The organism is Streptomyces sp. NPDC110618, assembly GCF_055657065.1.
Window position 1 is genome coordinate 122,937 of the sequence record NZ_JBVKBN010000007.1, and the last position, 24,603, is coordinate 147,539.

Below are 24,603 nucleotides of genomic sequence, written 5' to 3' on the forward strand. Positions count from 1 at the left end.
GCTCTCGTGTGTCACACACATGCGGCCTTAGCTCCGTGCCCGCCAACTCGGCCGCGTTTATGGGGCATTCAACAGCAGACGGGGTATTTGTCTTGAAAACCGCATATCGGGGATTCCGGGTCCGCAGAGCCGCCGCCGTCGCGCTCACGGCCGGAGCGATGTTCACCACCGGAGCCCTCACCGCGGCGCCGGCCCAGGCCGCGACCAAGCCGACCATCACCGCCAAGGGCGGGTACCTGATGAACGGCGCCACGGGCAAGACGCTGTTCACCAAGGCCGCGGACGACAAGCGGCTGACGGCGTCCACGACCAAGATCATGACTGCCAAGGTCGTGCTGACGCAGCCGAACCTGAACCTGGACGCCAAGGTCACCATCAAGAAGGAGGTCAGCGACTACATCGTCTCCAGGGGCGCCTCCTCGGCCCGGCTGATCGTGGGTGACAAGGTCACGGTCCGCCAGCTGCTGTACGGGATGATGCTGCCCTCCGGCTGCGACGCCGCCATGGCGCTCGCCGACAAGTTCGGTTCCGGCTCGACGGTCAAGGCCCGCACGAAGAACTTCATCGCCAAGATGAACAAGAAGGCCGAGCAGCTGGGCATGACGAAGACGCACTTCGACTCGTTCGACGGCATCAGCAACGGCTCCAACTACTCAACGCCGCGCGACCTGACCAAGCTCGCCCGCAGCGCGATGAAGCACTCCACGTTCAAGACGGTCGTGAAGACCAAGTCGTACACGGCCAAGACCATCACCAAGACGGGCGCCACCCGCACGATGGCGCCGTGGTCGAACACCAACACCCTGCTCGGCTGGAACGGCACGCTCGGCGTGAAGACCGGCTCCGGCGCCGAGGCCAAGTACTGCCTGGTGTTCGCCGCCACCAAGAACGGCGAGACCGTGATCGGCACCGTCCTGACCGCGTCCTCGGCGGACAACCGCACGGCGGACGTGAAGAAGCTCATCAACTACGGCTACGCCGCGATCAGCTGACGCCGGTACCCGGTCCACGCGAAGGGGCCCGCCACGAACCACGTGGCGGGTCCCTTCCCGTCGCTCTACGCCCAGGTGATCAGGCGCTTGGGCTGTTCCAGGACGGCCGCCACGTCCGCCAGCACCTTCGAGCCCAGCTCGCCGTCGACCAGGCGGTGGTCGAAGGAGAGGGCCAGGGTGGTGACCTGGCGCGGCTTGACCTTGCCCTTGTGGACCCACGGCTGCGGCTTGATCGCGCCGACCGCGAGGATCGCGGACTCGCCGGGGTTCAGGATGGGCGTGCCGGTGTCGACGCCGAAGACGCCGACGTTGGTGATGGTCACCGTGCCGCCCTGCATCGCGGCCGGGGACGTCTTGCCCTCCCGGGCCGTGGAGACCAGCTCGGCGAGGGACTCGGCGAGCTGCGGCAGGGTCTTGGCCTGCGCGTCCTTGATGTTCGGCACGATCAGGCCGCGCGGGGTGGCCGCGGCGATGCCCAGGTTCACGTAGTGCTTGACCACGATCTCCTGGTTCGCCTCGTCCCAGGAGGCGTTGATGTCCGGGTTGCGCTTGATGGCGACCAGCAGGGCCTTGGCGATCAGCAGGAGCGGGTTGACCCGCAGGCCCCGCATGTCCTTGTCCTGCTTCAGCTCCTCGACCAGCTTCAGCGTGCGGGTCACGTCCACCGTCACGAACTCCGTGACGTGCGGGGCGGTGAACGCCGAGCCGACCATCGCGGCGGCCGTCGCCTTGCGGACGCCCTTGACCGGGATACGGGTCTCGCGGGCGCCGTCGAAGCCCGCCACGGGGGCCGGGGCGGTGGCCGGGACCGCGGGGGGTGCCGCCACGGGCTCCGGGGCCTTCGGCGGGGCCACGGCTGCGTGCACGTCCTCGCGGGTGATGATGCCGTCCGGGCCGGTCGGCACGACCGTCGCCAGGTCGACGCCGAGGTCCTTGGCGAGCTTGCGCACCGGCGGCTTGGCCAGCGGGCGCTCCTTCACCGCGGCGTGGCCGTTGCTGCGGCCGTTCAGCTCGCCCTGGACCGCCGCGGCGGCCTGCGCCGGGGCCGGGGAGCCCTTGCGCGGGCGCCGCTTGGTGGAGGAGGCGGCCACGCCGTAGCCGACGAGCACCGGCTGACGGCCCTGCGGCTTCTCCTCCTCCGGCTCGGGAGCCGGCTCGGCGGGCGCGGCGGCGGCCGGGGCGGCCTCGGCGGGCTCCGCGGGGGCGGCGCCGCCCGCGACGTCGACCGCGATGATCGACGTGCCCACGTCCACCGTGGTGCCCTCGGGGAAGTGCAGCTCGCGCACCACACCGTCGTAGGGGATGGGCAGCTCCACGGCGGCCTTGGCCGTCTCGACCTCGCACACCACCTGCCCGTCGGTGACGGTGTCACCGGGCTGGACGTACCACTTGAGGATCTCCGCCTCGGTGAGGCCCTCACCGACGTCCGGCATCTTGAACTCGCGTACGGACGCTTCCGTCATCGTCGTCACGACCCTCTCCTCAGTACGCCAGGGCACGGTCGACCGCGTCGAGCACCCGGTCCAGGCCCGGCAGGTACTCCTCCTCCAGACGCGCCGGCGGGTACGGGGCGTGGTAGCCGCCGACCCGGAGCACCGGGGCCTCCAGGTGGTAGAAGCAGCGCTCCGTGATCCGGGCGGCGATCTCCGCCCCGGAGCCGAAGAACACCGGCGCCTCGTGGACCACGACCAGACGGCGGGTCTTCTCCACGGACGCCTGGATGGAGTCGAAGTCGAGCGGGGAGACCGACCGCAGGTCCAGGACCTCCAGGGAGCGTCCCTCCTCCGCGGCGGCGTCGGCGACCTCCTGGCAGAGCTTGACCATGGGGCCGTAGGCGGCCAGCGTGAGGTCGGTGCCGGAGCGGACGACCTGCGCCTTGTGCAGCGGGCCGGGGATCGCCTCGGTGTTGACCTCGGCCTTGTCCCAGTAGCGCCGCTTGGGCTCGAAGAAGATCACCGGGTCGTCGCTCTGGATGGCCTGCTGCATCATCCAGTACGCGTCGGAGGCGTTGGAGGGGCTGACGATCTTCAGACCCGCCACGTGCGCGAACAGCGCCTCCGGGGACTCGCTGTGGTGCTCCACGGCGCCGATGCCGCCGCCGTAGGGGATGCGCACCACGACGGGGAGCTTGACCTTGCCCAGGGAGCGGGCGTGCATCTTGGCGAGCTGGGTGACGATCTGGTCGTAGGCCGGGAAGACGAAGCCGTCGAACTGGATCTCCACCACCGGGCGGTAGCCGCGCAGCGCCAGGCCGATCGCGGTGCCGACGATGCCGGACTCGGCGAGCGGGGTGTCGATGACCCGCTCCTCGCCGAAGTCCTTCTGCAGTCCGTCGGTCACCCGGAACACACCGCCGAGCTTGCCGACGTCCTCACCCATGATGAGGACCTTGGGGTCGGCCTCCAGCGCCTTGCGCAGCGACTCGTTGATCGCCTTGGCGAGTGCCATCTTCTCGGCCATCTCACTTGCCCCCTTCCGCGTCCGCGAACGACGCCTGGTAGGCGGCGAACTGGGCCCGCTCCTCGTCGACGAGCGCGTGCCCGTCCGCGTACACGTTCTCGAAGACGGCGAAGTGGTCCGGGTCCGGCATGGCGCGGACCGCCTCGCGTACTCGCCTGCCCAACGCCTCGGACTCGGCGTCGAGTTCCGCGAAGAATCCCTCGTCCGCGTGGTTTGCGGACTCCAGGTACTGGCGAAGGCGCAGGATCGGGTCCTTGGCCTCCCAGGCCGCGCGCTCGTCGTCGCCGCGGTACCGGGTCGGATCGTCGGAGGTGGTGTGGGCGCCCATGCGGTAGGTGTACGCCTCGACCAGGGTCGGGCCCTCACCGCTGCGCGCCCGCTCCAGCGCCCACTTGGTGACCGCGAGACAGGCCAGCACGTCGTTGCCGTCGACGCGGACGCCGGGGAAGCCGAAGCCCTGCGCGCGCTGGTAGAGCGGCACGCGGGTCTGCTTCTCGGTCGGCTCGGAGATCGCCCACTGGTTGTTCTGGCAGAAGAACACCACCGGCGCGTTGTAGACGGCCGAGAAGGTGAACGACTCCGCCACGTCGCCCTGGCTGGAGGCGCCGTCGCCGAAGTAGGCGATCACCGCGCTGTCCGCGCCGTCCTTGGCGACGCCCATGGCGTAGCCGGTGGCGTGCAGGGTCTGCGAGCCGATGACGATCGTGTACAGCTGGAAGTTGTTGCTGTTGGGGTCCCAGCCGCCGTTGTTCACACCCCGGAACATGCCCAGCAGGTTGGTCGGGTCGACCCCGCGGCACCAGGCCACGCCGTGCTCGCGGTAGGTCGGGAAGACGTAGTCGTCGTCGCGCAGCGCCCGCCCGGAACCGATCTGGGCGGCCTCCTGGCCGAGCAGCGAGGCCCACAGGCCCAGCTCGCCCTGGCGCTGCAGGGAGGTGGCCTCGGCGTCGAAGCGACGGGTGAGCACCATGTCGCGGTAGAGACCGCGCAGGTCCTCCGGGGTGATGTCGGCGACGTACTTGTCGTACTGCGCGTTCTTCACGCGCTTGCCCTCGGGCGTCAGCAACTGAACGAGTTCGGGCTTGGTGCTCGGGGACTTCCTGGTCCCGGCGCTGCGTCGCGGTTTGCGCGCGGCAGTGCTCTCCACGGTCACGTGTGCTCCTCCGTCGGTCCGGTCCCCCGGGGTTGCCGGGTAAACCAGTGCGGCTCACCTGGTCCGACACCCGTGCACGGGGTGGGTGTCACTCGGCCGGAACAGGCGTGACAGGTGCCCCGGCGAGCGCCCTGCAATCATCACGTTACCCAGTGCTCCACATTTCTGTGAAACCCCATTTGACCTGCGATTTTGCTTGGATTTCCAAGTAAATCGCGAGGAACTCGAAGGGTGCTGGTCACAGCCTTGCAGGAGGCCGGAGCAACGGCACGTTATCCCGGGCACCCAGCTCACCGGAAGACTTTTCGTGTTTGACTTGTCGAGTGCGCGAAGGCGGAAAAATCCGGGTATTTCTGCTGGACGACCACGAGGTCGTGCGGCGGGGGGTGCAGGATCTGCTGTCCGTCGAGGGCGACATCGAGGTGGTCGGCGAGGCCGGTACGGCCGCCGAGGCGCTGACCCGGATCGCGGCCACCCGGCCCGATGTGGCGGTGCTGGACGTACGCCTTCCGGACGGCAGCGGGGTCGAGGTGTGCCGGGAGATCCGGTCCCGGGACGAGTCGGTGAAATGCCTGATGCTGACCTCGTACGCGGACGACGAGGCGCTGTTCGAGGCCATCCTGGCGGGGGCCTCGGGCTACGCCCTCAAGGCGATCTGCGGCACCGAGCTGCTGGACGCGGTGCGCGGCGTGGCGGCGGGGAAGTCGCTGCTGGACCCGGTGGCCACCGCGCGCGTACTGGAGCGGCTGCGCGACGGGGAACGGGCGAAGTCCGAGGACCGGGACGGGAAACTGGACGCGCTCACCGACCAGGAGCGCCGGATTCTCGACCTGATCGGCGAGGGGCTCACCAACCGGCAGATCGGCGAGGAACTCGGTCTCGCCGAGAAGACGATCAAGAATTACGTCTCCGTCCTGCTCGCCAAGCTCGGAATGCGGCGGCGTTCCCAGGCGGCCGCGTATGTAGCGCGAATGCAGGCGGAGAAAGGCTGATCGTCCTCTCCGGGCCACTTCCGGAGCATCCCGTGACCGAATGCGACTGACGTCGACTTTCTGTGACAACGCCCAGCTCAGGGCCCCGGCTTGTGCCCTAGCATCTGGCGCGTGCCGCGCCCTTGTGTACCACCCCCCGTGCATCCCGCGCCCCCATTGGGCGCCCTCCTGCGCCAGTACGCAGCCGGATGCGCCGTCACCTGCGAACCGGTCGACCAGGGGCTGCTCAACCGCGGCTACCGGCTGCGCACGACACACGGCCGCTACTTCCTCAAGCACCACTTCGACCCCGAGACGGCCGACCCCGCCGCGATCGTCCGCCAGCACCGGGCCACTCGGCGGCTGGCCGACCTCGGCGTCCCGGTGGCGCCGCCACTGCCCGCGCGGGACGGCCGCACGGTCGCGGTGATCGGCGGCCACGCCTACGCCCTTCACCCCTGGATCGACGGCAGGCACCGCCACGGCGGCCAGCTCACTGCGGGCCAGTGCACCCGGCTCGGCGCGCTGCTCGGGGCCGTGCACGCGGGCCTGGAGCGCGTGATGCCGCCCTCACCACGGCAGCCCGCGGAGTCTGCCGACCCCGAGGACACGTTCGCCCTGATCGCGGACCTGCTGGCGCGGGTACGCAGGCACCGGCCCGCCGACTCCTTCGACGCCCTCGCCCGGCACCGGTTGCTGGAGCGGCGCGAGCTGCTTCAGCGGCACGCCGACCGGCGTCCCCCGACCGGGGGCCCGGTGGGCTGGGTCCACGGCGACTTCCACCCCTTCAACCTGCTCTACAAGGGGGACGCCCCCGCCGCGATCGTCGACTGGGACCGGCTGGGCGTCCAGCCCCGCGCGGAGGAGGCCGTCCGCGCCGCCGCGATCTTCTTCGTCCGCCCCGCCGGCACGCTGGACCTGCCGAAGGTGCGCGCCTACGCGCGCGCGTACCGGCGCGCGGCGGGCGCCACCGCCTCCGAACTCGCGGCGGCCGTCCACCGCGTGTGGTGGGAACGCCTCAACGACTTCTGGATGCTCCGCTGGCACTACGAACGTGAGGACACCCGTGCGGACCCCCAGTTCCCGGCCGCCTCGGCGCTGGCGGTGTGGTGGACCCGGGAGTACGAGACGGTGTGCGACGCGTTCGTGGACTGAGCCTCAGTCGGACTCGTCGCCGCCCGTGACGCCCCCGGCCGGGTCGCCCGTCGGGTCGCCCGTCGGGTCCGTCGGCTCGGTCTCGGTCTCGGTCGGGTCGTCCGTCGGCTCGGTCGGCTCGGTCGCCGTGTCCGTCGGGTCCGGCGGCGGCGTCGTGGCCGTCTGCGACGGCGTGTACGTAGGCGTCGGGTCCGGGGTCCAGCCCGTGCCGCCGTCCGTGTTGGTGCCGTTGTCCGTGCCGGTGTCGTCCGTGGGGAAGTCGTCCTCGTCGTCCGTCGGGGTCTCGTCGGCCGTCTTGTCGTCCTCGGACTGGGTGACGCTCGGGGACTTGGTGGTGTCCGTGCCGGGGTTCTTGTCGCCGCCGCCGTTCAGGGCGAGGGCGACGCCCGCCGCGATGGCGATGACCGCGAGCACGGCGAGGATCCACAGCTTGCCGCGGCCGCTGCCCCGGTTGCCGTGGCCTTCGAAGCCGCCGTCGTCGCCGCCGTAGCGGCCGGGCAGGATCGGCTGCGGGATCTGCGTCGTACCGGAGGCGTCGCCGCCCGGGTGGCCCATCACGGCCGTCTGCGCGAAGCCCGCGGACGGGGTGTGGCGGCCCTCGTGCATGTCGACCGGGCCGGTGTTCCAGGTACCGGTGTGCCCGCCCTGGTCGTACAGCATCTGCAGGCCGTACTGGACCAGCCCGCGCATCTCCTCGGCGGTCTGGAAACGGTCGTCGGGCTCCTTGGCGAGGGAGCGCATGACCAGGCCGTCCAGCTCCGGCGGCGAGGCGTCGGAGACCTCCGACGGGGGCGTGGGGATGTCCTGGACGTGCTGGTAGACCACCGACAGCGGGGTCTCACCGGTGAACGGGGGCCGCAGCGCGAGGAGTTCGTACAGCAGACAGCCCGTCGCGTACAGGTCGGAGCGGTGGTCGACGGCCTTGCCGAGCGCCTGCTCCGGGGAGAGGTACTGCGGGGTGCCCATCACCATGCCGGTCTGCGTCATCGTCGTGGACGCGCCGTGCAGCGCGCGGGCGATGCCGAAGTCCATCACCTTCACCGCGCCGTTGTTGGTGATGATGACGTTCGCCGGCTTGATGTCGCGGTGCACGATGCCGTGCTGGTGCGAGTAGGCGAGCGCCTCCAGCACCCCGGAGACGATGATCAGCGCCTGCTCGGGCCCCGGCGCCTCGGCGTTGATGAGCAGGTCGCGGATGGTGCGCCCCTCGACCAGCTCCATGACGATGTACGGCACGCTCTGGCCGCCCACGACGTCCTCGCCGGAGTCGTACACGGCCACGATGGCGTGGTGGTTGAGCCCGGCGACCGACTGGGCCTCGCGCGTGAAACGGGCCTTGGAGACCGGGTCCTCGGCGAGGTCGGCGCGCAGCAGCTTCACCGCGACGGTCCGTCCGAGCCGGACGTCCTCCGCGGCGAACACCTCGGCCATGCCGCCCCGGCCCAGCCTGTGGGTGAGCCGATACCGGCCGTCGCCGACCAGCCCGCCGTTACCCCACATCTCCGGCGCATCTGACATACCGCCGCCAGTCGCCTCGGGGTCGGACGGGCCCTGAGCGCGCTGCTGCTGTGCCATCAGTCCTCGCCGTCGTTTCTGCCCGCGGTGCGCGCGGTGTTGTTACGGTCTCCGTCGGCCACGCTACAGCCTCCGCGCGGGCCGCCGGTCCGGGACGGTGCCCTCGGCCGGTCCGGGACGGACCGGTCATGAAACCCGCAACCCGTGCGTCGTGCAAATTCTGTGTACCGGCCGTACGCCCCCTGTAACGCTTGCGCGACGCTTCTTTCGCGTACGGTCACGGAACGGGCACCGAGCTTGACGTGTCAGTGCCCTGGGGCAGACTTGGCCGGGAATAGCACTTTCGATCAACGACTGATCCACGACAATCGCCGGCGCCAACGGGCTATGGGGGACACGGAGACATGAGCCAGGACGGCGCACAGGGGCGGTACGCGGGACGGGCGCTGGCGGACGGCCGCTACCAGCTGCGCGACTTGCTCGGCGAAGGCGGCATGGCCTCGGTGCATCTCGCGTACGACGCCGTGCTCGACCGCCAGGTGGCGGTCAAGACCCTGCACACCGAACTCGGCCGCGAGCAGGCCTTCCGCGAGCGCTTCCGCCGCGAGGCCCAGGCCGTGGCCAAGCTCACGCACACCAACATCGTCTCGGTGTTCGACACCGGCGAGGACGTCGTCGACGGCATGACGACGCCGTACATCGTCATGGAGTACGTCGAGGGCCGCCCGCTCGGCTCGGTGCTCGACGAGGACATCCGCCAGTACGGCGCGATGCCCGCCGACAAGGCGCTCAAGATCACCGCGGATGTGCTCGCGGCGCTGGAGATCAGCCACGAGATGGGGCTGGTCCACCGCGACATCAAGCCGGGCAACGTGATGATGACCAAGCGCGGCGTGGTCAAGGTCATGGACTTCGGTATCGCCCGCGCCATGCAGTCCGGCGTCACCTCGATGACCCAGACCGGCATGGTGGTCGGCACCCCGCAGTACCTCTCCCCGGAGCAGGCGCTGGGCCGGGGCGTCGACGCCCGCTCCGACCTGTACTCGGTCGGCATCATGCTCTTCCAACTGGTCACCGGGCGGCTGCCGTTCGACGCCGACTCGCCGCTGGCGATCGCGTACGCGCACGTACAGGAGGAGCCGGTGGCGCCCTCCTCCGTCAACCGCTCGCTGCCTCCGGCGGTGGACGCGCTGATCGCCCGCGCGCTGCGCAAGAACCCCAACGAGCGCTTCCCGAACGCCGAGGCCATGCGGGACGAGTGCCTGCGGGTGGCGTCCTCCTTCCAGGCCGCCGCGCCGAGCATCGTGCCGGGCGCCCAGACCGCCAGCGGCTCCGGTGTCGGCTCCGCGGTCTTCCCGCCGGTCGACCAGTCGACCCCGGCACCCACCGGGCCGGTGCAGACGCCGTACCAGCCCGCGCCGACGCCCAACCCGTACGGCACCCCGACGCCCGCGCCCGCGCCGTCCTACGGCTATCCGCAGGCGCAGCAGGGCTACCCGACCCCGGCACCGGCCGGGTACGCCACCACCCCGCCGCCGTACAACATCACCCCGCAGACCACCGCCGTCTCCCCTGGCGGGGGCGGGCGCCGCGACAACAAGCCGGTGATCATCGGCTCGATCGTGGTGTCGGTGCTCGCGGTGGGCGGTCTGATCGTCGCGCTGACGCTCAACGGCGGCTCCAAGGACGACCCCAAGGCCGACGGCAGCGCGTCGCCCACGGTGGTCGAGGGGCACCGGGGTCCGGACAAGTCGCGGACCATCGACACGGAGAAGTGCACCGAGCCGGTGGAGTCGTACAACGACCCCGACAAGGTGGAGATCCCGAACTTCACGTTCAAGGACTACGACTCCGTGCGCGCCTGCGCCCGTGCCGCCGGCTGGGAGGTCGAGCGCAAGGACGTGGACGAGAACACCTACGGCCAGGACACGGTGATGGAGCAGTTCCCGGAGGCGGGGACCGACATCGACCCGCAGAACCCGCCGAAGATCCAGCTCAACGTCTCCACGGGCAACCCGTCGGCCTGACGGCCCCTTCCGCGAGGACGGAGAAGGGCCCGGCGGTCGCACCGACTCGCACCGACCGCCGGGCCCTTCGTCTCGTTCCGAGTCGGACACCGCCTAGAGGTACGGTCCGCCCGACCGGCCCCCGGTGCGCGGGTCGTCGCCGCCCTCCTGCAGGGCGCCCGGCGGGAGGGCCCGGCGCATCTGCTCCAGCTGGGCGCGGGCCGCCATCTGCTGGGCGAACAGGGTGGTCTGGATCCCGTGGAAGAGTCCCTCCAGCCAGCCCACCAACTGGGCCTGCGCGATCCTCAGTTCCGCGTCGGACGGGGTGCCCTCGTCGGTGAACGGCAGGGACAGACGCTCCAGTTCCTCCACCAGCTCCGGGGCGAGGCCGTCCTCCAGCTCCTTCACCGAGCTGGCGTGGATCTCCTTGAGGCGGACCCGGCTGGCCTCGTCGAGAGGAGCCGCGCGCACCTCTTCGAGCAGCTGCTTGATCATGCTGCCGATCCGCATGACCTTCGCGGGCTGCTCCACCTGCTCCGTCACCGGAATCTCGCGGGAGTCCTCGTCTGCGTTGCCACCACTGAGCGCCATACCGTCCTGGCCCACGACCAGGATCTGCGGGTTCTCGGGCGACCTTTCGTTCCTCGGCATCTCCATGCCGCCATTCTCTCGCACCCGTACATCTCATCAGCGTGGTGCCCCCTGGGAGGGGTGATCCACCGTTTACGCGGGGTTCGACCCGGTGGCGGCGCCGGAAATGCCCGCTGCGTCCAGTGATGTGAGGCTTGTATCTGTGACGCGATGGCTGCGGACAGTACGGGCGACAGCAGTGCTCGTCGTGCTCGTGGGCGGATTCGGGGGCGGGGTGGCGTACGGCGAGCCGTCCACCCCGCCCTCCGCCTCGGCGTCCCGCGCCGGAAGCGCGGCCGGGGAGGGCCGGGAGCGCCCCGGGCGGCCGGACGTGGGAGTGCCGGAGCCGGTGGAGGAACAGCGGCCGGTCGCCGCCTCCCCCACCCCGGAGCCCGGCCCGGCGACCGGCGAGCCCGTGGACGCCGTCGTACCGTCCGGGCCGGTGGTGGAGGTGCTGCCGCTGGGCAGCGGGCTGGTACTGATCGGGCTCGGCCTCGGCCTCGCCTTCCTGGGCCTGCGGCTGCGGCGTACGGACTGAGACCGCTCAGCCGGTGACCAGCAGGACCTTGCCGATGTGGGCGCTCTCCTCCACGACCCGGTGCGCGGCGGCCGCGTCGCTCATCGGGATCTCCCGGTCCACGACCGGACGCACATGCCCGCCGTCCAGCAGCGGCCACACATGCTCGCGCACGGCGGCCACGATCGCCGTCTTCTCGGCCAGCGGGCGGGCCCGCAGCGAGGTCGCGCTGATCGCGGCCCGCTTGCTCAGCAGCGCACCGAGGTTCAGCTCGCCCTTCACCCCGCCCTGCAGGCCGATGACCGCCAGACGCCCGTTGACCGCGAGGGCGCGCACATTGCGGTCGAGGTACTTGGCGCCCATGTTGTCGAGGATGACATCGGCGCCCGCCCCGTCGGTGGCCTTCGCGATCTCCTCGACGAAGTCCTGCTCCTTGTAGTTGATCAGGATGTCCGCGCCCAGCTCGGCGCAGCGGTCCAGCTTCTGCCGGGTCCCCGCGGTGACCGCGACCTTGGCGCCGACGGCCTTCGCGAGCTGGATCGCCATGGTGCCGATGCCGCTGGAGCCGCCGTGCACCAGCAGGGTCTCGCCGGGCCGCAGATGGGCGACCATGAAGACGTTCGACCAGACCGTGCAGACCACCTCGGGCAGCGCCGCCGCCTCCACCAGGCCGACGCCCTTGGGCACCGGCAGCACCTGCCCGACCGGCACAACGACCTTCTCCGCGTAGCCGCCGCCCGCGAGCAGCGCGCACACCTCGTCGCCGACCGTCCAGCCGGAGACCCCGGGGCCGAGCGCGCCGATGCGCCCGGAGCACTCCAGGCCCGGATAGGGGGACGCGCCGGGCGGCGGGTCGTAGAAGCCCTGCCGCTGGAGCAGGTCGGCCCGGTTCACGGCGCTCGCCGCCACCTCGATGAGGACCTCGCCCTCGCCGGGCACCGGGTCGGGGGCCTCGGCCCACACCAGCGCCTCGGGTCCACCGGGTTCGTCAATCGTGATCGCATGCATGGGGGCGACGCTACTCCTCGGAAAAATCGGGGTGCGATCACCGATGAGTTCGGGCCACCGTGGCGGTCTCTGATGCGTAACCCATGTACGCGGAAGGACAACCCACCATGAGCCAGCACACGCCGGCCCTGGCCATCGAGACAGCGGGCCTGGTGAAGACGTTCGGCGAGACCAGGGCCGTCGACGGAGTCGATCTCGCGGTACCGGCCGGCACGGTCTACGGCGTCCTCGGACCCAACGGCGCCGGGAAGACCACCACGGTGAAGATGCTCGCCACCCTGCTGCGCCCGGACGGCGGTGAGGCCCATGTGTTCGGCCACGACGTCGTGCGCGAGGCCGACGAGGTACGCGGCCGGGTCAGCCTCACCGGCCAGTACGCCTCGGTCGACGAGGACCTCACCGGCACCGAGAACCTGGTCCTGCTGGGCCGGCTGCTCGGCCACTCCAAGCAGGCCGCGCGCCGCCGCAGCGAACAGCTGCTTGAGGCCTTCGGGCTGACCGACGCCGCCGCCAAGCAGGTCAAGCACTACTCGGGCGGCATGCGGCGCCGGATCGACATCGCCGCGTCCATCCTCAACACGCCCGATCTGCTCTTCCTCGACGAGCCGACCACCGGGCTCGACCCGCGCAGCCGCAACCAGGTGTGGGACATCGTGCGCGCGGTGGTCGCCCAGGGCACGACCGTGCTGCTGACCACCCAGTACCTGGACGAGGCCGACCAGCTCGCCTCCCGGATCGCGGTCATCGACCACGGGAAGGTGATCGCCGAGGGCACCAAGGGCGAGCTGAAGGCGTCCGTGGGCGCCGGTTCGGTCCACCTGCGGCTGCGCGACCCGGGGCAGCGGCCGGACGCCGAGCGGGTGCTGCGGACGACGCTGGACGCCGACGTACAGCTGGAGCCCGACCCGGTGGCGCTGACCGCGCGGCTGTCCTCCGCGACCGGGGACAGCGCTGCGCAGGAGGCGTCCCGGGCGCTGGCCGAGCTGGCCCGCACCGGGATCACCGTCGACAACTTCTCGCTGGGCCAGCCCAGCCTGGACGAGGTCTTCCTCGCCCTCACCGGACACGACACCGGCCACGACAGCAGCCGTGACAGCAAGGACGAGGTGGCGGCATGAGCACTGCGACAACCTCCGAGGCCAGGGAACTCGCCCCGGTCAGCGCCGAGTCGCTCGCCGAACTGCTCGTCACCGGGGAGCGACCGCCGCGGCCGAGCGCGCTGTCGGCCTCGCTGACCTTCGGCTGGCGGGCGATGCTGAAGATCAAGCACGTCCCGGAGCAGCTCTTCGACGTCACCGCGTTCCCGATCATGATGGTGCTGATGTACACGTACCTGTTCGGGGGCGCCCTGGCCGGGTCCCCGAAGGAGTACATCCAGTTCCTGCTGCCGGGCATCCTGGTGATGTCGGTCGTGATGATCACGATGTACACCGGTGTCTCGGTCAACACGGACATCGAGAAGGGTGTCTTCGACCGGTTCCGCTCGCTGCCCATCTGGCGGCCGTCGACGATGGTCGGCTATCTGCTCGGCGACGCCGTGCGCTACACCCTCGCCTCCGCGGTGATGCTCACCGTCGGGATCATCCTCGGCTACCGCCCGGACGGCGGGATCGTCGGCGTGGTCGCCGGGATCGCGCTGCTGGTGGTGTTCTCGTTCGCCTTCTCGTGGATCTGGACGATGTTCGGGCTGCTGCTGCGCACCGAGAAGTCGGTCATGGGCGTCAGCATGATGGTGATCTTCCCGCTGACCTTCCTGTCCAACGTCTTCGTCGACCCGAAGACGATGCCGGGCTGGCTGCAGGCGTTCGTGAACAACAGCCCCATCACCCATCTGTCCTCCGCGGTGCGGGAGCTGATGGCGGGCGACTGGCCGGCCGACGAGATCGCCTGGTCCCTGGGGTGGGCCGCGGTGCTGGTACTGGTCTTCGGGCCGATCACGATGCGGCTGTACAACCGCAATTGACATCCTCGCCGCCCTGAAGGACGGCGATTCCCGCCTACCGCGCCGTTGAAGGCTGCGGTGTCGGGTGGGTTCCTGCTTCGCCGCGCGGTGCCGGGACGAGTCCCGGTCTTACCTGCGCTCCACAGGCTGTCACGGCCAGTCCGGCCGCCTTGGCGACGTTGACCGCCGCGTTGATGTCCCGGTCCAGGACCGCCCCGCACGCCCCGCACGTCCACACACGGACGTGCAGCGGCTTGGGGCCGTCCTTGACGCCGCACTGCGAGCACACCTGTGAGGTCGGCTCGAACCGGCCGATCCGGATGAAGGTGCGCCCGTACCGGGCGGCCTTGTACTCCAGCATGCTCACGAACGCCGACCATCCGGCATCGTGGACGGACTTGGCCAGGCGCGTGCGGGCGAGTCCCTTCACCGCCAGGTCCTCCACGGCGACCGCTTGGTTCTCGCGGATCAGCTTCGTGGAGAGCTGGTGGTGGAACTCGCGGCGTGCGTCGGCCACTCGCGCGTGTGCACGGGCGACCTTGATCCGGGCCTTGTTCCGGTTGCTGGAGCCCTTCTCCTTGCGGAAGAGGGCACGCTGCGCCTTCTTCAGGCGCTTCTCGGCGCGGCGCAGCAAGCGCGGGCTGTCGACCTTCGTGCCATCGGAGAGGACCGCGAAGTGCCCGAGCCCGAGATCGATGCCCACCTCGTGCCTGACCTCCGGGAGGACTTCCTCCGGGCCGGTCTCGATGACGAAACTCGCGAAGTACCTGCCCGCGCTGTCCTTGACCACCGTCACCGTGGACGGCGTCGAGGGCAGGAAGCGGGACCACTTCACCTTCAGGTCGCCGATCTTCGGCAGGCGCAGCTTCCCGCCGGTCGTGATCGACCAGCGGGCGTTCGCGGTGAAACGGACCGACTGCCGGGTGTCCCGCTTCGACTTGTACCGGGGTGCGCCCATGCGGGGGCGCTTGCCCTTCAGGCCGTCGAAGAAGTTCCGGTACGCGGCGTCCAGGTCGCGCAGGGACTGCTGCAGGACGACCGCGGAGACCTCGGCCAGCCACGCCCGTTCCGGGGTGCTCTTCGCCTCGGTGATGAGCTGCTTCGACAGGTCCCCGGTCCTCGGGAACGGCATGCCTTCGCTGCGGGCGGTCTCCCGGGCCCTGAGGGCGTCGTTGTAGACCACCCGCGCGCACCCGAACGCCCTCGTCAGCGCCACGCGCTGACCGGCGCTCGGGTACAGGCGGAAGCTGTACCGAAGCTGCACCCGGATCACGGTACGCAATTGGTTTATGGGTATCGATGAGAACATTCGTGCCGGTCGTCACTGTGTCTTCCGGATGCATGTCCACTCGGTTTTCGTGACGAACTACCGGCACAAGGTCTTCGCCGACCGGCACCTGACACGGTGCGAGGAGATCATGCGGGCCGTGCGCGAGAACTTCGAGGCCGAGCTGGTGGAGTTCGACGGCGAGAACAACCACGTCCACCTGCTCGTGAACTCCCCGCCGAAGGTCGCCGTGTCCAAACTGGTTAACAGCCTCAAGGGCGTCTCTTCCCGGTGGTTGCGCCAGGAGTTCCCCGACCTCGTCCGCCACTACTGGCGGGCACAACGCCTCTGGTCCGGCTCGTACTTCGCCGGTTCCGTCGGCGGCGCAACGCTCAGCATCGTGAAGCAGTACATCGAGCAGCAGAACCGGCCCTCTGACCTGGGCCGAGGTGAACAGTGCACACACATCCGAGGTCAGAGCAGCTCTCAGATTCGCTTCACCACCGGACTGAAGCCCGGTGCCCTGCGAATAGCCCGCGGTAGCCGTTCCTTGCCGCCATTTGAGGGCTCAGTCCTGGGGAATGGGGCGCATGTCCGGGGCGACCTGGACGGTCGGGGTGGCCCGGACGATGGTGATGACCCGGTCCGTCGCCTGGAGGGTGCCGATGGCCGGGTCGTCGTAGCCGAGGACGCGGTGGCCGCGCAGGACGCTGATCACCAGATCGCCGATCTCCCGCGGCCCCTTGCCCACCTCGGCCTTTATGACCGGCCGTTCGACGATGTCGAGCCCGGTGCCCTGCTGGATCAGGTCCTCCATCACCATGCCGGCGGCGGGGCTGAGCACCGACAGACCGAGCAGCCGTCCGGCCGCGCTGGCGCTGGTGATGACCGCGTCGGCGCCGGACTGCTTGAGCAGCGGGGCGTTCTCCTCCTCGCGCACCGCGGCCACGATCTTGGCGCCGCGGTTCATCTGGCGGGCGGTGAGGGTGACCAGGACGGCGGTGTCGTCGCGCTGGGTGGCGATGATGATCTTCCGGGCGCGCTGCACCTCGGCCCGCTTGAGCACATCGCTGCGGGTCGCGTCGCCCACGACACCGGCGTAGCCCTCGGCGGTCGCGGCGTCGATCACCTTGCTGCTGGGGTCGACGACGACGACCTGTTCCTTCTTCAGGCCCGTCGCGCAGACGGTCTGGATCGCCGAGCGCCCCTTGGTGCCGAAGCCGACGACGACGGTGTGGTCGCGCAAGGTGGACCTCCAGCGGTTGAGTCGCCATTCCTCCCGGGTGCGTTCGGTGAGGACCTCCAGCGTGGTGCCGACCAGGATGATCAGGAACAGCACCCGCATCGGTGTGATGACGAGGATGTTGATGAGCCGGGCGGCGTCACTGACCGGGGTGATGTCGCCGTAGCCCGTGGTGGAGAGGGTGACGGTCGCGTAGTACAACGCGTCGAGGTAGTCGACGCTTCCGTCGGAGCTGTCGTTGTAGCCGTCGTGGTCGGCGTAGACGATGAGCGAGCAGAGCAGCAGCAGCGTCAATGCCATGATCACGCGCTTGGCGACCTGGCGGAAGGGGTGCTCGACCACCTTCTGCGGCAGTTTGATCCGGTGGGTGACCAGGTGTTCGTCCGGCTGGCGGGCGATGGCGTCGTTGCCCGGAAGTTTCACGTGAAACACACCCCGATCCCCGAGGAAGCCCAGGGCAGATCCAGCAGTTCCGTCTCCTGACCGGCCGCGGTCCCGCCGGGCGGTACGACGGCCAGGGCGTCGGCGGCCGCCATGCCCCGCAGCATCGCGGGGCCGTTGTAGTGCAGCGGCACGGCGTGGTCGCCGCGCAGCACGACCGGGACGAGCCGGGTGTCGTACGGGTGCCCGTGCGCGGCGTCCCGCAGCGGCAGTGTGTACGGCTCCGGGGCGGGGCGGGCGGCGAGGGTACGCAACAGGGGCTCGGCGAGCGTGAGCAGGCCGGAGACGGCCGCGAGGGGGTTGCCGGGCAGGCCCACCAGGTGCTGGTTCTCCTTGAGGCGGGCCAGCAGCATGGGGTGGCCGGGGCGGACCTTGACGCCGTCGACCAGCAGCTCGGCGTTGAGCCGGCGCAGGGTGGGGTGGACGTGGTCCACGGGTCCTGCGGCGGTGCCGCCGGTGGTGACGATCACCTCGGCCTCGGAGTAGGCGAGGGCCTTGCGGAGCGCTTCGGGGTCGTCGCCGAGGCAGCGCACGGTGGTGACCTCGGCGCCGAGCGCGCGCAGCCAGGGCGGGAGCATCGGGCCGAGCGCGTCCCGGATCAGCCCGTCGTGGGGCAGGCCCTCGGTGAGCAGTTCGTCGCCCAGGATCAGCACCTCGGCGCGGGGGCGGGGGACGGCGGTGACGGTGTCGTAGCCCGCGGCGGCGGCGAGGCCGAGGACGGCCGGGGTGACCAGGGCACCGACCGGCAGGAGCTGGTCCCCGGAGCGGCACTCCTGGCCGCGGGGGCGGATGTCCTGGCCGTGCTGCAGGTCGCGGTCGGCGTGCAGGCGGCCCTTGTCGTCGCTGCGGCCGTGCTCGCTGCGCAGGATGGCCGTGGTGTCCGGGGGGATCCGGGCACCGGTGGCGATCCGGACCGCCTCGCCGTCGGTGAGCGGGGCGGGCTCGGCGTGCCCGGCGAGGACGCCGGTCTCGCGTACGTCCCAGGGGCCCGGTCCGGCGACCGCCCAGCCGTCCATCGCGGAGGTGTCGAAGGAGGGCAGGTCGGTGAGCGCGGTGAGCGGGGCGGCCAGGGTGAGGCCGAGCGCGGCGTCGAGGGGGACCCGGGTGGCGGGGCGGCGGGTGCCGGGGCCGCGTCCGGCGCGGGCGGCGACGGCGCGGGCCTCGGGCCAGGGGGTGGCGCGGTGCCGCTCGGGGCGGTCACCGTGGCCGTGCGTGGGCTCCTGGGGCGGCCGGGGGGCGCCGCCCGCCGGGTTCTCCTTCACGAGGGCGAGCACCTCCTCGACGTCGAGGTCCTCGGCATCCGGGTCGCCCTGGACGCTGCGGGGGGTCATCAGGCGTCCGGGGTGGCGTCGGTCCGCTGTTCCCCGGCCCAGCGGTTGGCCAGGTCGGCGGTCTTGCGGGCGGCCTCGGCGACCGCCTCGGGGCCGCCCTCGGCGCGGGCGGCGGCATAGCCGACGAGGAAGGTGGTCAGCGGGGCCGCGGGCCGCGCCACGCCGTGCGCGGCGTCGCGGGCGAGGTCCAGCAGCACCTTGGTGTCGACGTCGAGGTCGATGCCCAGCTCGTCCTTGACTGCGGAGATCCATTCATCCAACACGTGCCCATGCTCCCTGATGCGTGCCCTGGCAGTGGCGATGTCGTCCCAGGTGTCGCAGTCGAAGGACGCGACGGGGTCGGGGACGCGGCTGAGACGGAGACCGGCGGTGAGACGGCGCAGCGGCAGGCCGGTCAGGGTGCCGTGCTCTTCGGTGAGCGCCGCGAGGGCCGCGCGCAGCGCGGGGGCCCGGTAGGCGGCGACAAGCGGCTGGTCACGGCCGTCGGCGTCGGTGACCAGCGCCCCGTCGGTGTCACCGGAGCCGAGTTCGGCGAGCAGCCGCCGCACGGTCGCGGCGTCGAGGAAGGGGAGATCGGCGGAGAGCAGCACGAGGTGGTCGGCGGTGGTGGCGGCCAGTCCGGCCCCGAGGGCGGCCAGCGGGCCGCCGCCGGGCGGCTCTTCGCGGGCCCAGATCACCGGCCGGGGTACGGGCCTGGGATCGGCGACGACCACGGTGGTCCGGGCGCCGGCGCACGCCGCGAGCACGCGCTCCAGCAACGACCGCCCGCCGACCCCGACACCGGGCTTGTCGACACCCCCGAGCCGCCGGGCGGCGCCCCCGGCGAGCACGACGGCGTCGTACGCCTCGGTACCCGGATCCTCCGGCGGCTCGTACGCGGTCACCCCCTGAGTATGCGTGTCCCCCACGATCACGCGGAACGCGGGGGAGGTGGTGAGGGGGCCGGGGCGTTTCGGGGCGCCGGGCGGAGTGCGGCTCCGGCTGCCACGGGGCGATCGACGGCCTCGGGTCACCGGGACGGGGCCGGTCCCGCCGTAGCCGGGCGGGGGACGGCCCGGAATCGCCGGGACTCCCGATCGTCCGCTCGCCCCAGGACGCCGCACCGGCCCAGCGCTGCCGAAGAGGAACGCCTCGCGACAAGAGCCGCCGGACACCGGGAAAGGGGCAGCCTCGGGTCACCGGGACGCGACCGGACCCGGCACCGCAGGTAGGCGAATGGCCCGGAGCCGCCGGGCCGAGGGTGACCCGGAGTCGCCGGGCCGGGGGACCCGGAGTCGCCGAAAGCTCCCAGGCCGTCCCCCGGCGTCGACCGCCCCGCGTCGCCGACGCGGACTCCCACACGCCGGGGCGGCATCGGGACGCGGACCCCACACGCCGGGACAGCAGCGGGCGCCCCGGCATGTCAGGGATGCGGGGCGCCCTCGGTCAGCGGCCGTGCGGCCTCACAGGGTGCGCAGCAGTACCGCCGGCTGTTCGACGCAGTCCGCGACGTAGCGCAGGAAGCCGCCCGCTGTGCCGCCGTCGCAGACGCGGTGGTCGAAGGTGAGGGAGAGCTGGACGACCTGGCGGACGGCGAGTTCGCCCTCGTGGACCCACGGCTTGGGGATGATGCGGCCCACGCCGAGCATCGCGGCCTCGGGGTGGTTGATGATCGGCGTGGAGCCGTCGACGCCGAAAACGCCGTAGTTGTTCAGCGTGAACGTGCCGCCGGTCAGCTCCGCGGGCGTCAGCGTGCCGGTGCGGGCGGACTCGGTGAGGCGGGCGAACTCGGCGGTCAGCGACTCCGCGTCCCGCGCGTGGGCGTCCCGGACGACCGGCACGACCAGACCCCGTTCGGTCTGCGCCGCGAAGCCGAGGTGGACGTGGTCGAAGCGGACGACCTCCCGGGCCTCCTGGTCGACCGTGGAGTTCAGCTCGGGGAACCGGGCCAGCGCGGCCGTGCAGATCCGGGCCAGCAGCGCCAGCAGGGAGATCTTCGGGCCGCCCGCCGCGTTCATCGCGCTGCGGGCGCGCATCAGCTCCGTCGCGTCGGCGTCCACCCAGCAGGTGGCGTCCGGGATCTCGCTGCGGCTGCGGGAGAGCTTGTCGGCCACCGCGCCGCGGACGCCCTTGAGGGGTGTACGCGTCTCGCCGCCGACGACCGGACGGGCCGCCACGGGCGGGGGCGCCGGAGCCGGCGTACGGTTCTGCGCCGCCGCGGCCCGCAGCGCGTACTCCACGTCCGCGCGCAGGATCAGTCCGTCGGGGCCGGAGCCGGTCAGTTCGCGCAGGTCCAGGCCGTTCTCGCGGGCGAGGCGGCGGACCAGCGGAGAGATGACGGGGACGGGGCCGTCGGACGGGCGGGCGGGTTCGGGGGCCGCCGGGGCCTCGGGAGCCCCCGGTGCCTCGGGCGCCTCGCGCGGCTCCACCCGGCCGTTCCTCGCCGCGGGCTCCACCCGGCCGTTCCCCACCGCGGGCTGTGCCTGGCGCACCCGCCTGCGGCGCGCCGGGGCCTCGGACGTGCCGTAACCCACCAGCACGTTCCCGGAGCCCTCCGAGGAGCCGCCGCCGGAGGCGTCCGCGCCCACGGCGACCGTGATCAGCGGGGCGCCCACGGGCAGTTCGGAGCCCTCCTCGCCGAAGCGGGCGGTGACCACACCGGCGTAGGGGCAGGGGACGTCGACCATCGCCTTGGCCGTCTCGACCTCGACGACCGGCTGGTCGACGGCGACGACATCGCCGACGTTCACCAGCCAGCGCACGATCTCCGCCTCGGTGAGCCCCTCGCCCAGATCGGGGAGCTTGAACTCCAACACCTGTGCCATCAGCTCTCGGCCTCCCACTGCAGACGCCCCACGGCGTCCAGGATCCGGTCCACGCCGGGCAGGTGGTGACGCTCCAGCATCGGCGGCGGATAGGGGATGTCGAACCCGGCGACGCGGAGCACCGGCGCCTCCAGGTAGTGGAAGCAGCGCTCCGTGACGCGGGCCGCGATCTCTCCGCCCGGGCCGCCGAACCCGCCCGACTCGTGCACGACGACCGCTCGCCCGGTCCGCCGTACCGAGGCGCAGACCGTCTCGTCGTCGAACGGCACCAGCGAGCGCAGGTCGACGACCTCCAGGTCCCAGCCCTCCTCGCGGGCCGCCTCGGCGGCTTCGAGGCAGACCGGTACGGACGGACCGTACGTGATCAGCGTGGCGCTCCGGCCGGGGCGCCGCACCACCGCACGGCCGATCGGTTCAACGCTCGTCGGCGCGTCCGGGTTCCAGGTGTCCTTGGACCAGTACAGCCGCTTGGGCTCCAGGAAGACGACCGGGTCGTCGGAGGCGATGGAGGCGCGCAGCAGTCCGTAGGCGTCGGCGACCGTGGCGGGCGTGACGACGTGCAGGCCGGGCGTGGCCATGTAGTACGCCTCGGAGGAGTCGCTGTGGTGCTCGACGCCGCCGATGCCGCCGCCGTAGGGCACGCGGATGGTGATGGGCAGGGGCATGGCGCCGCGGGTGCGGTTGCGCATCCGGGAGACGTGCGAGATCAGCTGCTCGAAGGCCGGGTAGGCGAACGCGTCGAACTGCATCTCCACGACCGGCCGCAGCCCGTACATGGCCATGCCGACCGCGGTGCCGAGGATGCCGGCCTCGGCGAGCGGGGTGTCGGTGCAGCGGTCCTCGCCGAACTCCTTGGCGAGTCCGTCGGTGACCCGGAAGACACCCCCGAGGGTGCCGACGTCCTCGCCCATGACGTGCACGGACGGGTCGTCCGCCATGGCGTCGCGCAGGGCGCGCGTGAGGGCCTGTGCCATGGTGGCGGGCTTCACCGCGACAGTGGTCATCGCATGTCCCCTTCGGCCTCCAGCTCGGCCCGCAGCTGGGCCTGCTGCTCGCGCAGCTGCGGGGTGGGCTCGGCGTACACGTGGGCGAACAGGTCCATCGGGTCCAGGACCGGGTCGGCGTTCATCCGCTCGCGCAGGTCGGCGGCCATCGCCTCGGCGGCGTCCTTGGCGGCCTGCTTGCCGGCCTCGTCGAGCAGTCCGCGCTCGGTCAGCTCGTGTTCCAGCAGGGCGATCGGGTCGTGGCCGCGCCAGGTCTCCACCTCGGCGTCCGCGCGGTAGCGGGTGGCGTCGTCGGCGTTGGTGTGGGCGTCGATGCGGTAGGTGATCGCCTCGATCAGGGTGGGTCCGCCGCCCGTCCGCGCGCGGTGCACGGCGTCGGTGAGCACCTCGTGCACGGCGACGGCGTCGTTGCCGTCCACCAGGCGGCCGGGCATGCCGTAGCCGACGGCCTTGTGGGCCAGCGACGGGGCCGCGGTCTGCTTGGCGAGCGGTACGGAGATGGCGAAGCCGTTGTTCTGGACCAGGAAGACGACCGGCGCCTGCCAGACGGCGGCGAAGTTCAGCGCCTCGTGGAAGTCGCCCTCGCTGGTGCCGCCGTCGCCGACCATGGCGAGCGCGACCACGTCGTCGCCCTTGATGCGGGCGGCGTGGGCGAGCCCCACGGCGTGCGGGAGCTGGGTCGCCAGCGGCGTGGAGAGCGGGGCGATGCGGTGCTCGCGGGGGTCGTAGCCGGTGTGCCAGTCGCCGCGCAGCAGGGTGAGCGCCTGCACGGGGTCCAGGCCGCGGGCGACGGCGGCGAGGGTGTCGCGGTAGCTCGGGAAGAGCCAGTCGCGCTCCTGAAGGGCGAGCGCGGCGGCGATCTCGCAGGCCTCCTGGCCGGTGGTGGAGGGGTACACGGCGAGCCGGCCCTGCTTGGTGAGCGCGGTGGCCTGGGTGTTGTACCGACGGCCGCGCACCAGTTCCGCGTAGAGGCGGCGCAGCAGACCGGGGTCGGCCTTGGCCGCCGCATCCGTGCCGAGGACGCGATGGGGCTCTGCGTCCGGCAGCAGCGGCGCGGGGTCGGTACGGGGCTGCCAGGCGGGCGGCGGCGATGGCCGGTACGCGCCTCGCTGCTCCATGACCGTCATGACGGCACCTCCTCGTGGGAGCGGCTACGGGAGGCGTGTCGCCTGTGACCCGCCTCACCAACCGATTGTTCGGTCGTCGGCACATTTTGGCTACAGGCGGCGCCAGGCTGTGGACAAACGGTTCTCCACAGCCTCCAATGAACGCAGTACGTCCACGACAGGGAGGCGGGGGGACATGGCGCCTGAACAAATGGCCGACGGCCCCGAGGGGGCCTCGCTCCCGCCGCCCCGCCCGCTGGACGCCATCGATCAGGACATCCTCCAGATGCTCCAGGCCGACGGCCGCGCCTCGATACGGTCGGTCGCCGAACGGGTCCACGTCTCCCGCGCCAACGCCTACGCCCGTATCAACCGTCTCATCGAGGACGGCGTCATCCGGGGCTTCGGGGCCCGCGTCGACCACGAGCGCGCCGGGCACGGCACGTCGGCGTACATCACCCTGAAGATCGTCCAGAACACCTGGCGCACGGTCCGCGAACAGCTCCGCCAGCTCCCCGGCGCCTCCCACATCGCCCTGGTCGGCGGTGACTTCGACGTCCTGCTCCTGGTCCACACCCCGGACAACCGGGCTCTGCGCGAACTGGTCCTCACCCGCCTCCAGGCCATCCCGGAGGTCCTGAGCACCCGCACCCTGCTGGTCTTCGAGGAGGAGGACCTGGAACCGCAGGGCTGACGACAGACCCTAGGTCAGCGTCACCACGAGGAAGACCAGGAACAGCAGTGGCACAACCGTGCAGACCAGCCCCGTCACGGCGGCCGTGATGCGCAGCGTGCGCGTGCCCCGGTGGCGCGGCAGCGGCCAGGAGGCCGCGAGGAGGCCGAGTCCCCACAGGACCACTCCGTCGAAGACCTCGAAGGTGACCGCGCCGAACATGGCGTACTGCCACGCCAGCAGCGGCAGCGCCACCAGCGTGGCCAGGAGGGGCGCCCGCCACCAGCCGGGGTCGGCCACGCGCGCGGGGAGGTCGTCTCGGCTCATGCGCCCCAGTCCACCCGCCCCGGCGGCCGGGGACCATGGGGTGCCGTACTCATCCGGG

General features: G+C 71.5%; 22 protein-coding genes and 1 pseudogene. 9 read left to right on the forward strand and 14 right to left on the reverse strand.

Translation table 11 applies throughout. The features are described 5' to 3' along the window. Nucleotides 1-158 precede the first annotated feature (158 nt). Nucleotides 159-992 (forward strand): D-alanyl-D-alanine carboxypeptidase family protein, encoded by an 834-nt coding sequence (locus ACZ7L7_RS15670; RefSeq protein ID WP_453605667.1) that lies wholly within the window; start codon nucleotides 159-161, stop codon nucleotides 990-992. Nucleotides 993-1,057: 65 nt separating this feature from the next. Here ACZ7L7_RS15670 and ACZ7L7_RS15675 read toward each other — a convergent pair whose 3' ends face one another. The 3 genes from ACZ7L7_RS15675 to pdhA (ACZ7L7_RS15685) are packed head-to-tail and all read right to left on the reverse strand — an operon-like array spanning nucleotide 1,058 to nucleotide 4,605. Further along, the gene (locus ACZ7L7_RS15675) at nucleotides 1,058-2,464 is read right to left on the reverse strand and encodes a dihydrolipoamide acetyltransferase family protein (RefSeq protein ID WP_453605622.1); all 1,407 of its coding nucleotides are present in this window, start codon (nucleotides 2,462-2,464) and stop codon (nucleotides 1,058-1,060) included. Nucleotides 2,465-2,474: 10 nt separating this feature from the next. Further along, a complete protein-coding gene (locus ACZ7L7_RS15680; protein ID WP_285515555.1) occupies nucleotides 2,475-3,452 on the reverse strand; it encodes an alpha-ketoacid dehydrogenase subunit beta in 978 nt (325 codons plus the stop codon). Nucleotide 3,453: 1 nt separating this feature from the next. Further along, a complete protein-coding gene (gene pdhA / locus ACZ7L7_RS15685) occupies nucleotides 3,454-4,605 on the reverse strand; it encodes a pyruvate dehydrogenase (acetyl-transferring) E1 component subunit alpha (protein WP_285515554.1) in 1,152 nt (383 codons plus the stop codon). Between the two features lie 323 nt (nucleotides 4,606-4,928). Here pdhA (ACZ7L7_RS15685) and ACZ7L7_RS15690 point away from each other — a divergent pair, with 323 nt between their 5' ends. Both ACZ7L7_RS15690 and ACZ7L7_RS15695 read left to right on the forward strand, forming a co-directional pair. Beyond that, nucleotides 4,929-5,597, forward strand: a complete 669-nt coding sequence (locus ACZ7L7_RS15690) for a response regulator (protein ID WP_285515553.1) — start codon at nucleotides 4,929-4,931, stop codon at nucleotides 5,595-5,597. Between the two features lie 138 nt (nucleotides 5,598-5,735). Next, complete coding sequence (locus ACZ7L7_RS15695) at nucleotides 5,736-6,731, forward strand: phosphotransferase enzyme family protein (RefSeq protein ID WP_285515552.1); 996 nt, start codon at nucleotides 5,736-5,738, stop codon at nucleotides 6,729-6,731. 3 nt (nucleotides 6,732-6,734) lie between these two features. On the opposite strand, the gene ACZ7L7_RS15700 is transcribed toward ACZ7L7_RS15695, so the two are convergent. Then, the gene (locus ACZ7L7_RS15700) at nucleotides 6,735-8,306 is read right to left on the reverse strand and encodes a protein kinase domain-containing protein (protein WP_471432181.1); all 1,572 of its coding nucleotides are present in this window, start codon (nucleotides 8,304-8,306) and stop codon (nucleotides 6,735-6,737) included. Between the two features lie 344 nt (nucleotides 8,307-8,650). Here ACZ7L7_RS15700 and ACZ7L7_RS15705 point away from each other — a divergent pair, with 344 nt between their 5' ends. Beyond that, nucleotides 8,651-10,273, forward strand: coding sequence for a protein kinase domain-containing protein (locus tag ACZ7L7_RS15705; protein ID WP_472076118.1), 1,623 nt, complete (start codon nucleotides 8,651-8,653; stop codon nucleotides 10,271-10,273). 93 nt (nucleotides 10,274-10,366) lie between these two features. Here ACZ7L7_RS15705 and ACZ7L7_RS15710 read toward each other — a convergent pair whose 3' ends face one another. Continuing rightward, nucleotides 10,367-10,909 (reverse strand): bacterial proteasome activator family protein, encoded by a 543-nt coding sequence (locus tag ACZ7L7_RS15710; RefSeq protein WP_093719866.1) that lies wholly within the window; start codon nucleotides 10,907-10,909, stop codon nucleotides 10,367-10,369. A gap of 136 nt (nucleotides 10,910-11,045) precedes the next feature. Between ACZ7L7_RS15710 and ACZ7L7_RS15715 the strand changes: the two genes are divergently transcribed. Next, a complete protein-coding gene (locus tag ACZ7L7_RS15715; protein ID WP_285515549.1) occupies nucleotides 11,046-11,420 on the forward strand; it encodes a hypothetical protein in 375 nt (124 codons plus the stop codon). A gap of 6 nt (nucleotides 11,421-11,426) precedes the next feature. On the opposite strand, the gene ACZ7L7_RS15720 is transcribed toward ACZ7L7_RS15715, so the two are convergent. After that, nucleotides 11,427-12,407 carry an NAD(P)H-quinone oxidoreductase gene (locus ACZ7L7_RS15720; protein ID WP_285515548.1) on the reverse strand — a complete coding sequence of 327 codons (981 nt, stop codon included), beginning with the start codon at nucleotides 12,405-12,407 and terminating at the stop codon, nucleotides 11,427-11,429. Nucleotides 12,408-12,514: 107 nt separating this feature from the next. On the opposite strand from ACZ7L7_RS15720, the gene ACZ7L7_RS15725 reads away from it, so the two are divergent. Continuing rightward, nucleotides 12,515-13,525, forward strand: a complete 1,011-nt coding sequence (locus ACZ7L7_RS15725) for an ATP-binding cassette domain-containing protein (protein ID WP_285515547.1) — start codon at nucleotides 12,515-12,517, stop codon at nucleotides 13,523-13,525. Beyond that, complete coding sequence (locus tag ACZ7L7_RS15730) at nucleotides 13,522-14,370, forward strand: ABC transporter permease (RefSeq protein WP_285515546.1); 849 nt, start codon at nucleotides 13,522-13,524, stop codon at nucleotides 14,368-14,370. The genes ACZ7L7_RS15725 and ACZ7L7_RS15730 overlap by 4 nt, the downstream gene beginning before the upstream one ends. Nucleotides 14,371-14,404: 34 nt before the next feature. Here ACZ7L7_RS15730 and ACZ7L7_RS15735 read toward each other — a convergent pair whose 3' ends face one another. Then, entirely contained in the window at nucleotides 14,405-15,613 is a 1,209-nt protein-coding gene (locus ACZ7L7_RS15735; RefSeq protein WP_472076120.1) for an RNA-guided endonuclease InsQ/TnpB family protein, read from the reverse strand. A 25-nt stretch (nucleotides 15,614-15,638) separates the two neighbouring features. Between ACZ7L7_RS15735 and tnpA the strand changes: the two are divergent. Continuing rightward, nucleotides 15,639-16,049 (forward strand): annotated as a pseudogene (tnpA, locus tag ACZ7L7_RS15740) (IS200/IS605 family transposase); the annotation flags it as partial. A gap of 135 nt (nucleotides 16,050-16,184) precedes the next feature. On the opposite strand, the gene ACZ7L7_RS15745 reads toward tnpA, so the two are convergent. The 6 genes from ACZ7L7_RS15745 to pdhA (ACZ7L7_RS15770) all read right to left on the reverse strand — a co-directional run bounded on the left by ACZ7L7_RS15745 (nucleotide 16,185) and on the right by pdhA (ACZ7L7_RS15770) (nucleotide 23,566). Next, nucleotides 16,185-17,282, reverse strand: coding sequence for a potassium channel family protein (locus ACZ7L7_RS15745; protein ID WP_285514369.1), 1,098 nt, complete (start codon nucleotides 17,280-17,282; stop codon nucleotides 16,185-16,187). Continuing rightward, nucleotides 17,279-18,631 (reverse strand): molybdopterin molybdotransferase MoeA, encoded by a 1,353-nt coding sequence (locus ACZ7L7_RS15750; RefSeq protein WP_472076122.1) that lies wholly within the window; start codon nucleotides 18,629-18,631, stop codon nucleotides 17,279-17,281. The genes ACZ7L7_RS15745 and ACZ7L7_RS15750 overlap by 4 nt, the downstream gene beginning before the upstream one ends. After that, nucleotides 18,631-19,515: an NTP transferase domain-containing protein gene (locus ACZ7L7_RS15755; RefSeq protein ID WP_471592613.1), complete on the reverse strand. Its 885-nt coding sequence runs from the start codon at nucleotides 19,513-19,515 to the stop codon at nucleotides 18,631-18,633. The genes ACZ7L7_RS15750 and ACZ7L7_RS15755 overlap by 1 nt, the downstream gene beginning before the upstream one ends. 558 nt (nucleotides 19,516-20,073) lie before the next feature. Beyond that, complete coding sequence (locus ACZ7L7_RS15760; RefSeq protein ID WP_285514372.1) at nucleotides 20,074-21,435, reverse strand: dihydrolipoamide acetyltransferase family protein; 1,362 nt, start codon at nucleotides 21,433-21,435, stop codon at nucleotides 20,074-20,076. Next, nucleotides 21,435-22,439, reverse strand: a complete 1,005-nt coding sequence (locus ACZ7L7_RS15765; protein ID WP_285514373.1) for an alpha-ketoacid dehydrogenase subunit beta — start codon at nucleotides 22,437-22,439, stop codon at nucleotides 21,435-21,437. Before ACZ7L7_RS15765 ends, ACZ7L7_RS15760 begins: the two co-directional genes overlap by 1 nt. After that, nucleotides 22,436-23,566 (reverse strand): pyruvate dehydrogenase (acetyl-transferring) E1 component subunit alpha, encoded by a 1,131-nt coding sequence (gene pdhA / locus ACZ7L7_RS15770; RefSeq protein WP_285514374.1) that lies wholly within the window; start codon nucleotides 23,564-23,566, stop codon nucleotides 22,436-22,438. The genes ACZ7L7_RS15765 and pdhA (ACZ7L7_RS15770) overlap by 4 nt, the downstream gene beginning before the upstream one ends. A gap of 190 nt (nucleotides 23,567-23,756) precedes the next feature. Here pdhA (ACZ7L7_RS15770) and ACZ7L7_RS15775 point away from each other — a divergent pair, with 190 nt between their 5' ends. Then, entirely contained in the window at nucleotides 23,757-24,239 is a 483-nt protein-coding gene (locus tag ACZ7L7_RS15775; protein WP_285514510.1) for an Lrp/AsnC family transcriptional regulator, read from the forward strand. 9 nt (nucleotides 24,240-24,248) lie between these two features. Here the strand turns inward: ACZ7L7_RS15775 and ACZ7L7_RS15780 are convergent, their stop codons facing one another. After that, nucleotides 24,249-24,545 carry a hypothetical protein gene (locus tag ACZ7L7_RS15780; protein ID WP_285514375.1) on the reverse strand — a complete coding sequence of 99 codons (297 nt, stop codon included), beginning with the start codon at nucleotides 24,543-24,545 and terminating at the stop codon, nucleotides 24,249-24,251. Between the last annotated feature and the right edge of the window lie 58 nt (nucleotides 24,546-24,603).

Bases quoted from the DNA above. Each gene is read 5' to 3' on its own strand.
- ACZ7L7_RS15670 (WP_453605667.1), top strand. From the start codon at position 159: ATGTTCACCACCGGAGCCCTCACCGCGGCGCCGGCCCAGGCCGCGACC.
- ACZ7L7_RS15680 (WP_285515555.1), bottom strand. From the start codon at position 3,452: ATGGCCGAGAAGATGGCACTCGCCAAGGCGATCAACGAGTCGCTGCGC.
- ACZ7L7_RS15700 (WP_471432181.1), bottom strand. From the start codon at position 8,306: ATGGCACAGCAGCAGCGCGCTCAGGGCCCGTCCGACCCCGAGGCGACT.
- ACZ7L7_RS15705 (WP_472076118.1), top strand. From the start codon at position 8,651: ATGAGCCAGGACGGCGCACAGGGGCGGTACGCGGGACGGGCGCTGGCG.
- ACZ7L7_RS15710 (WP_093719866.1), bottom strand. From the start codon at position 10,909: ATGGAGATGCCGAGGAACGAAAGGTCGCCCGAGAACCCGCAGATCCTG.
- ACZ7L7_RS15720 (WP_285515548.1), bottom strand. From the start codon at position 12,407: ATGCATGCGATCACGATTGACGAACCCGGTGGACCCGAGGCGCTGGTG.
- ACZ7L7_RS15725 (WP_285515547.1), top strand. From the start codon at position 12,515: ATGAGCCAGCACACGCCGGCCCTGGCCATCGAGACAGCGGGCCTGGTG.
- ACZ7L7_RS15730 (WP_285515546.1), top strand. From the start codon at position 13,522: ATGAGCACTGCGACAACCTCCGAGGCCAGGGAACTCGCCCCGGTCAGC.
- ACZ7L7_RS15750 (WP_472076122.1), bottom strand. From the start codon at position 18,631: ATGACCCCCCGCAGCGTCCAGGGCGACCCGGATGCCGAGGACCTCGAC.
- ACZ7L7_RS15760 (WP_285514372.1), bottom strand. From the start codon at position 21,435: ATGGCACAGGTGTTGGAGTTCAAGCTCCCCGATCTGGGCGAGGGGCTC.
- ACZ7L7_RS15765 (WP_285514373.1), bottom strand. From the start codon at position 22,439: ATGACCACTGTCGCGGTGAAGCCCGCCACCATGGCACAGGCCCTCACG.
- pdhA (WP_285514374.1), bottom strand. From the start codon at position 23,566: ATGACGGTCATGGAGCAGCGAGGCGCGTACCGGCCATCGCCGCCGCCC.
- ACZ7L7_RS15775 (WP_285514510.1), top strand. From the start codon at position 23,757: ATGGCCGACGGCCCCGAGGGGGCCTCGCTCCCGCCGCCCCGCCCGCTG.
- ACZ7L7_RS15780 (WP_285514375.1), bottom strand. From the start codon at position 24,545: ATGAGCCGAGACGACCTCCCCGCGCGCGTGGCCGACCCCGGCTGGTGG.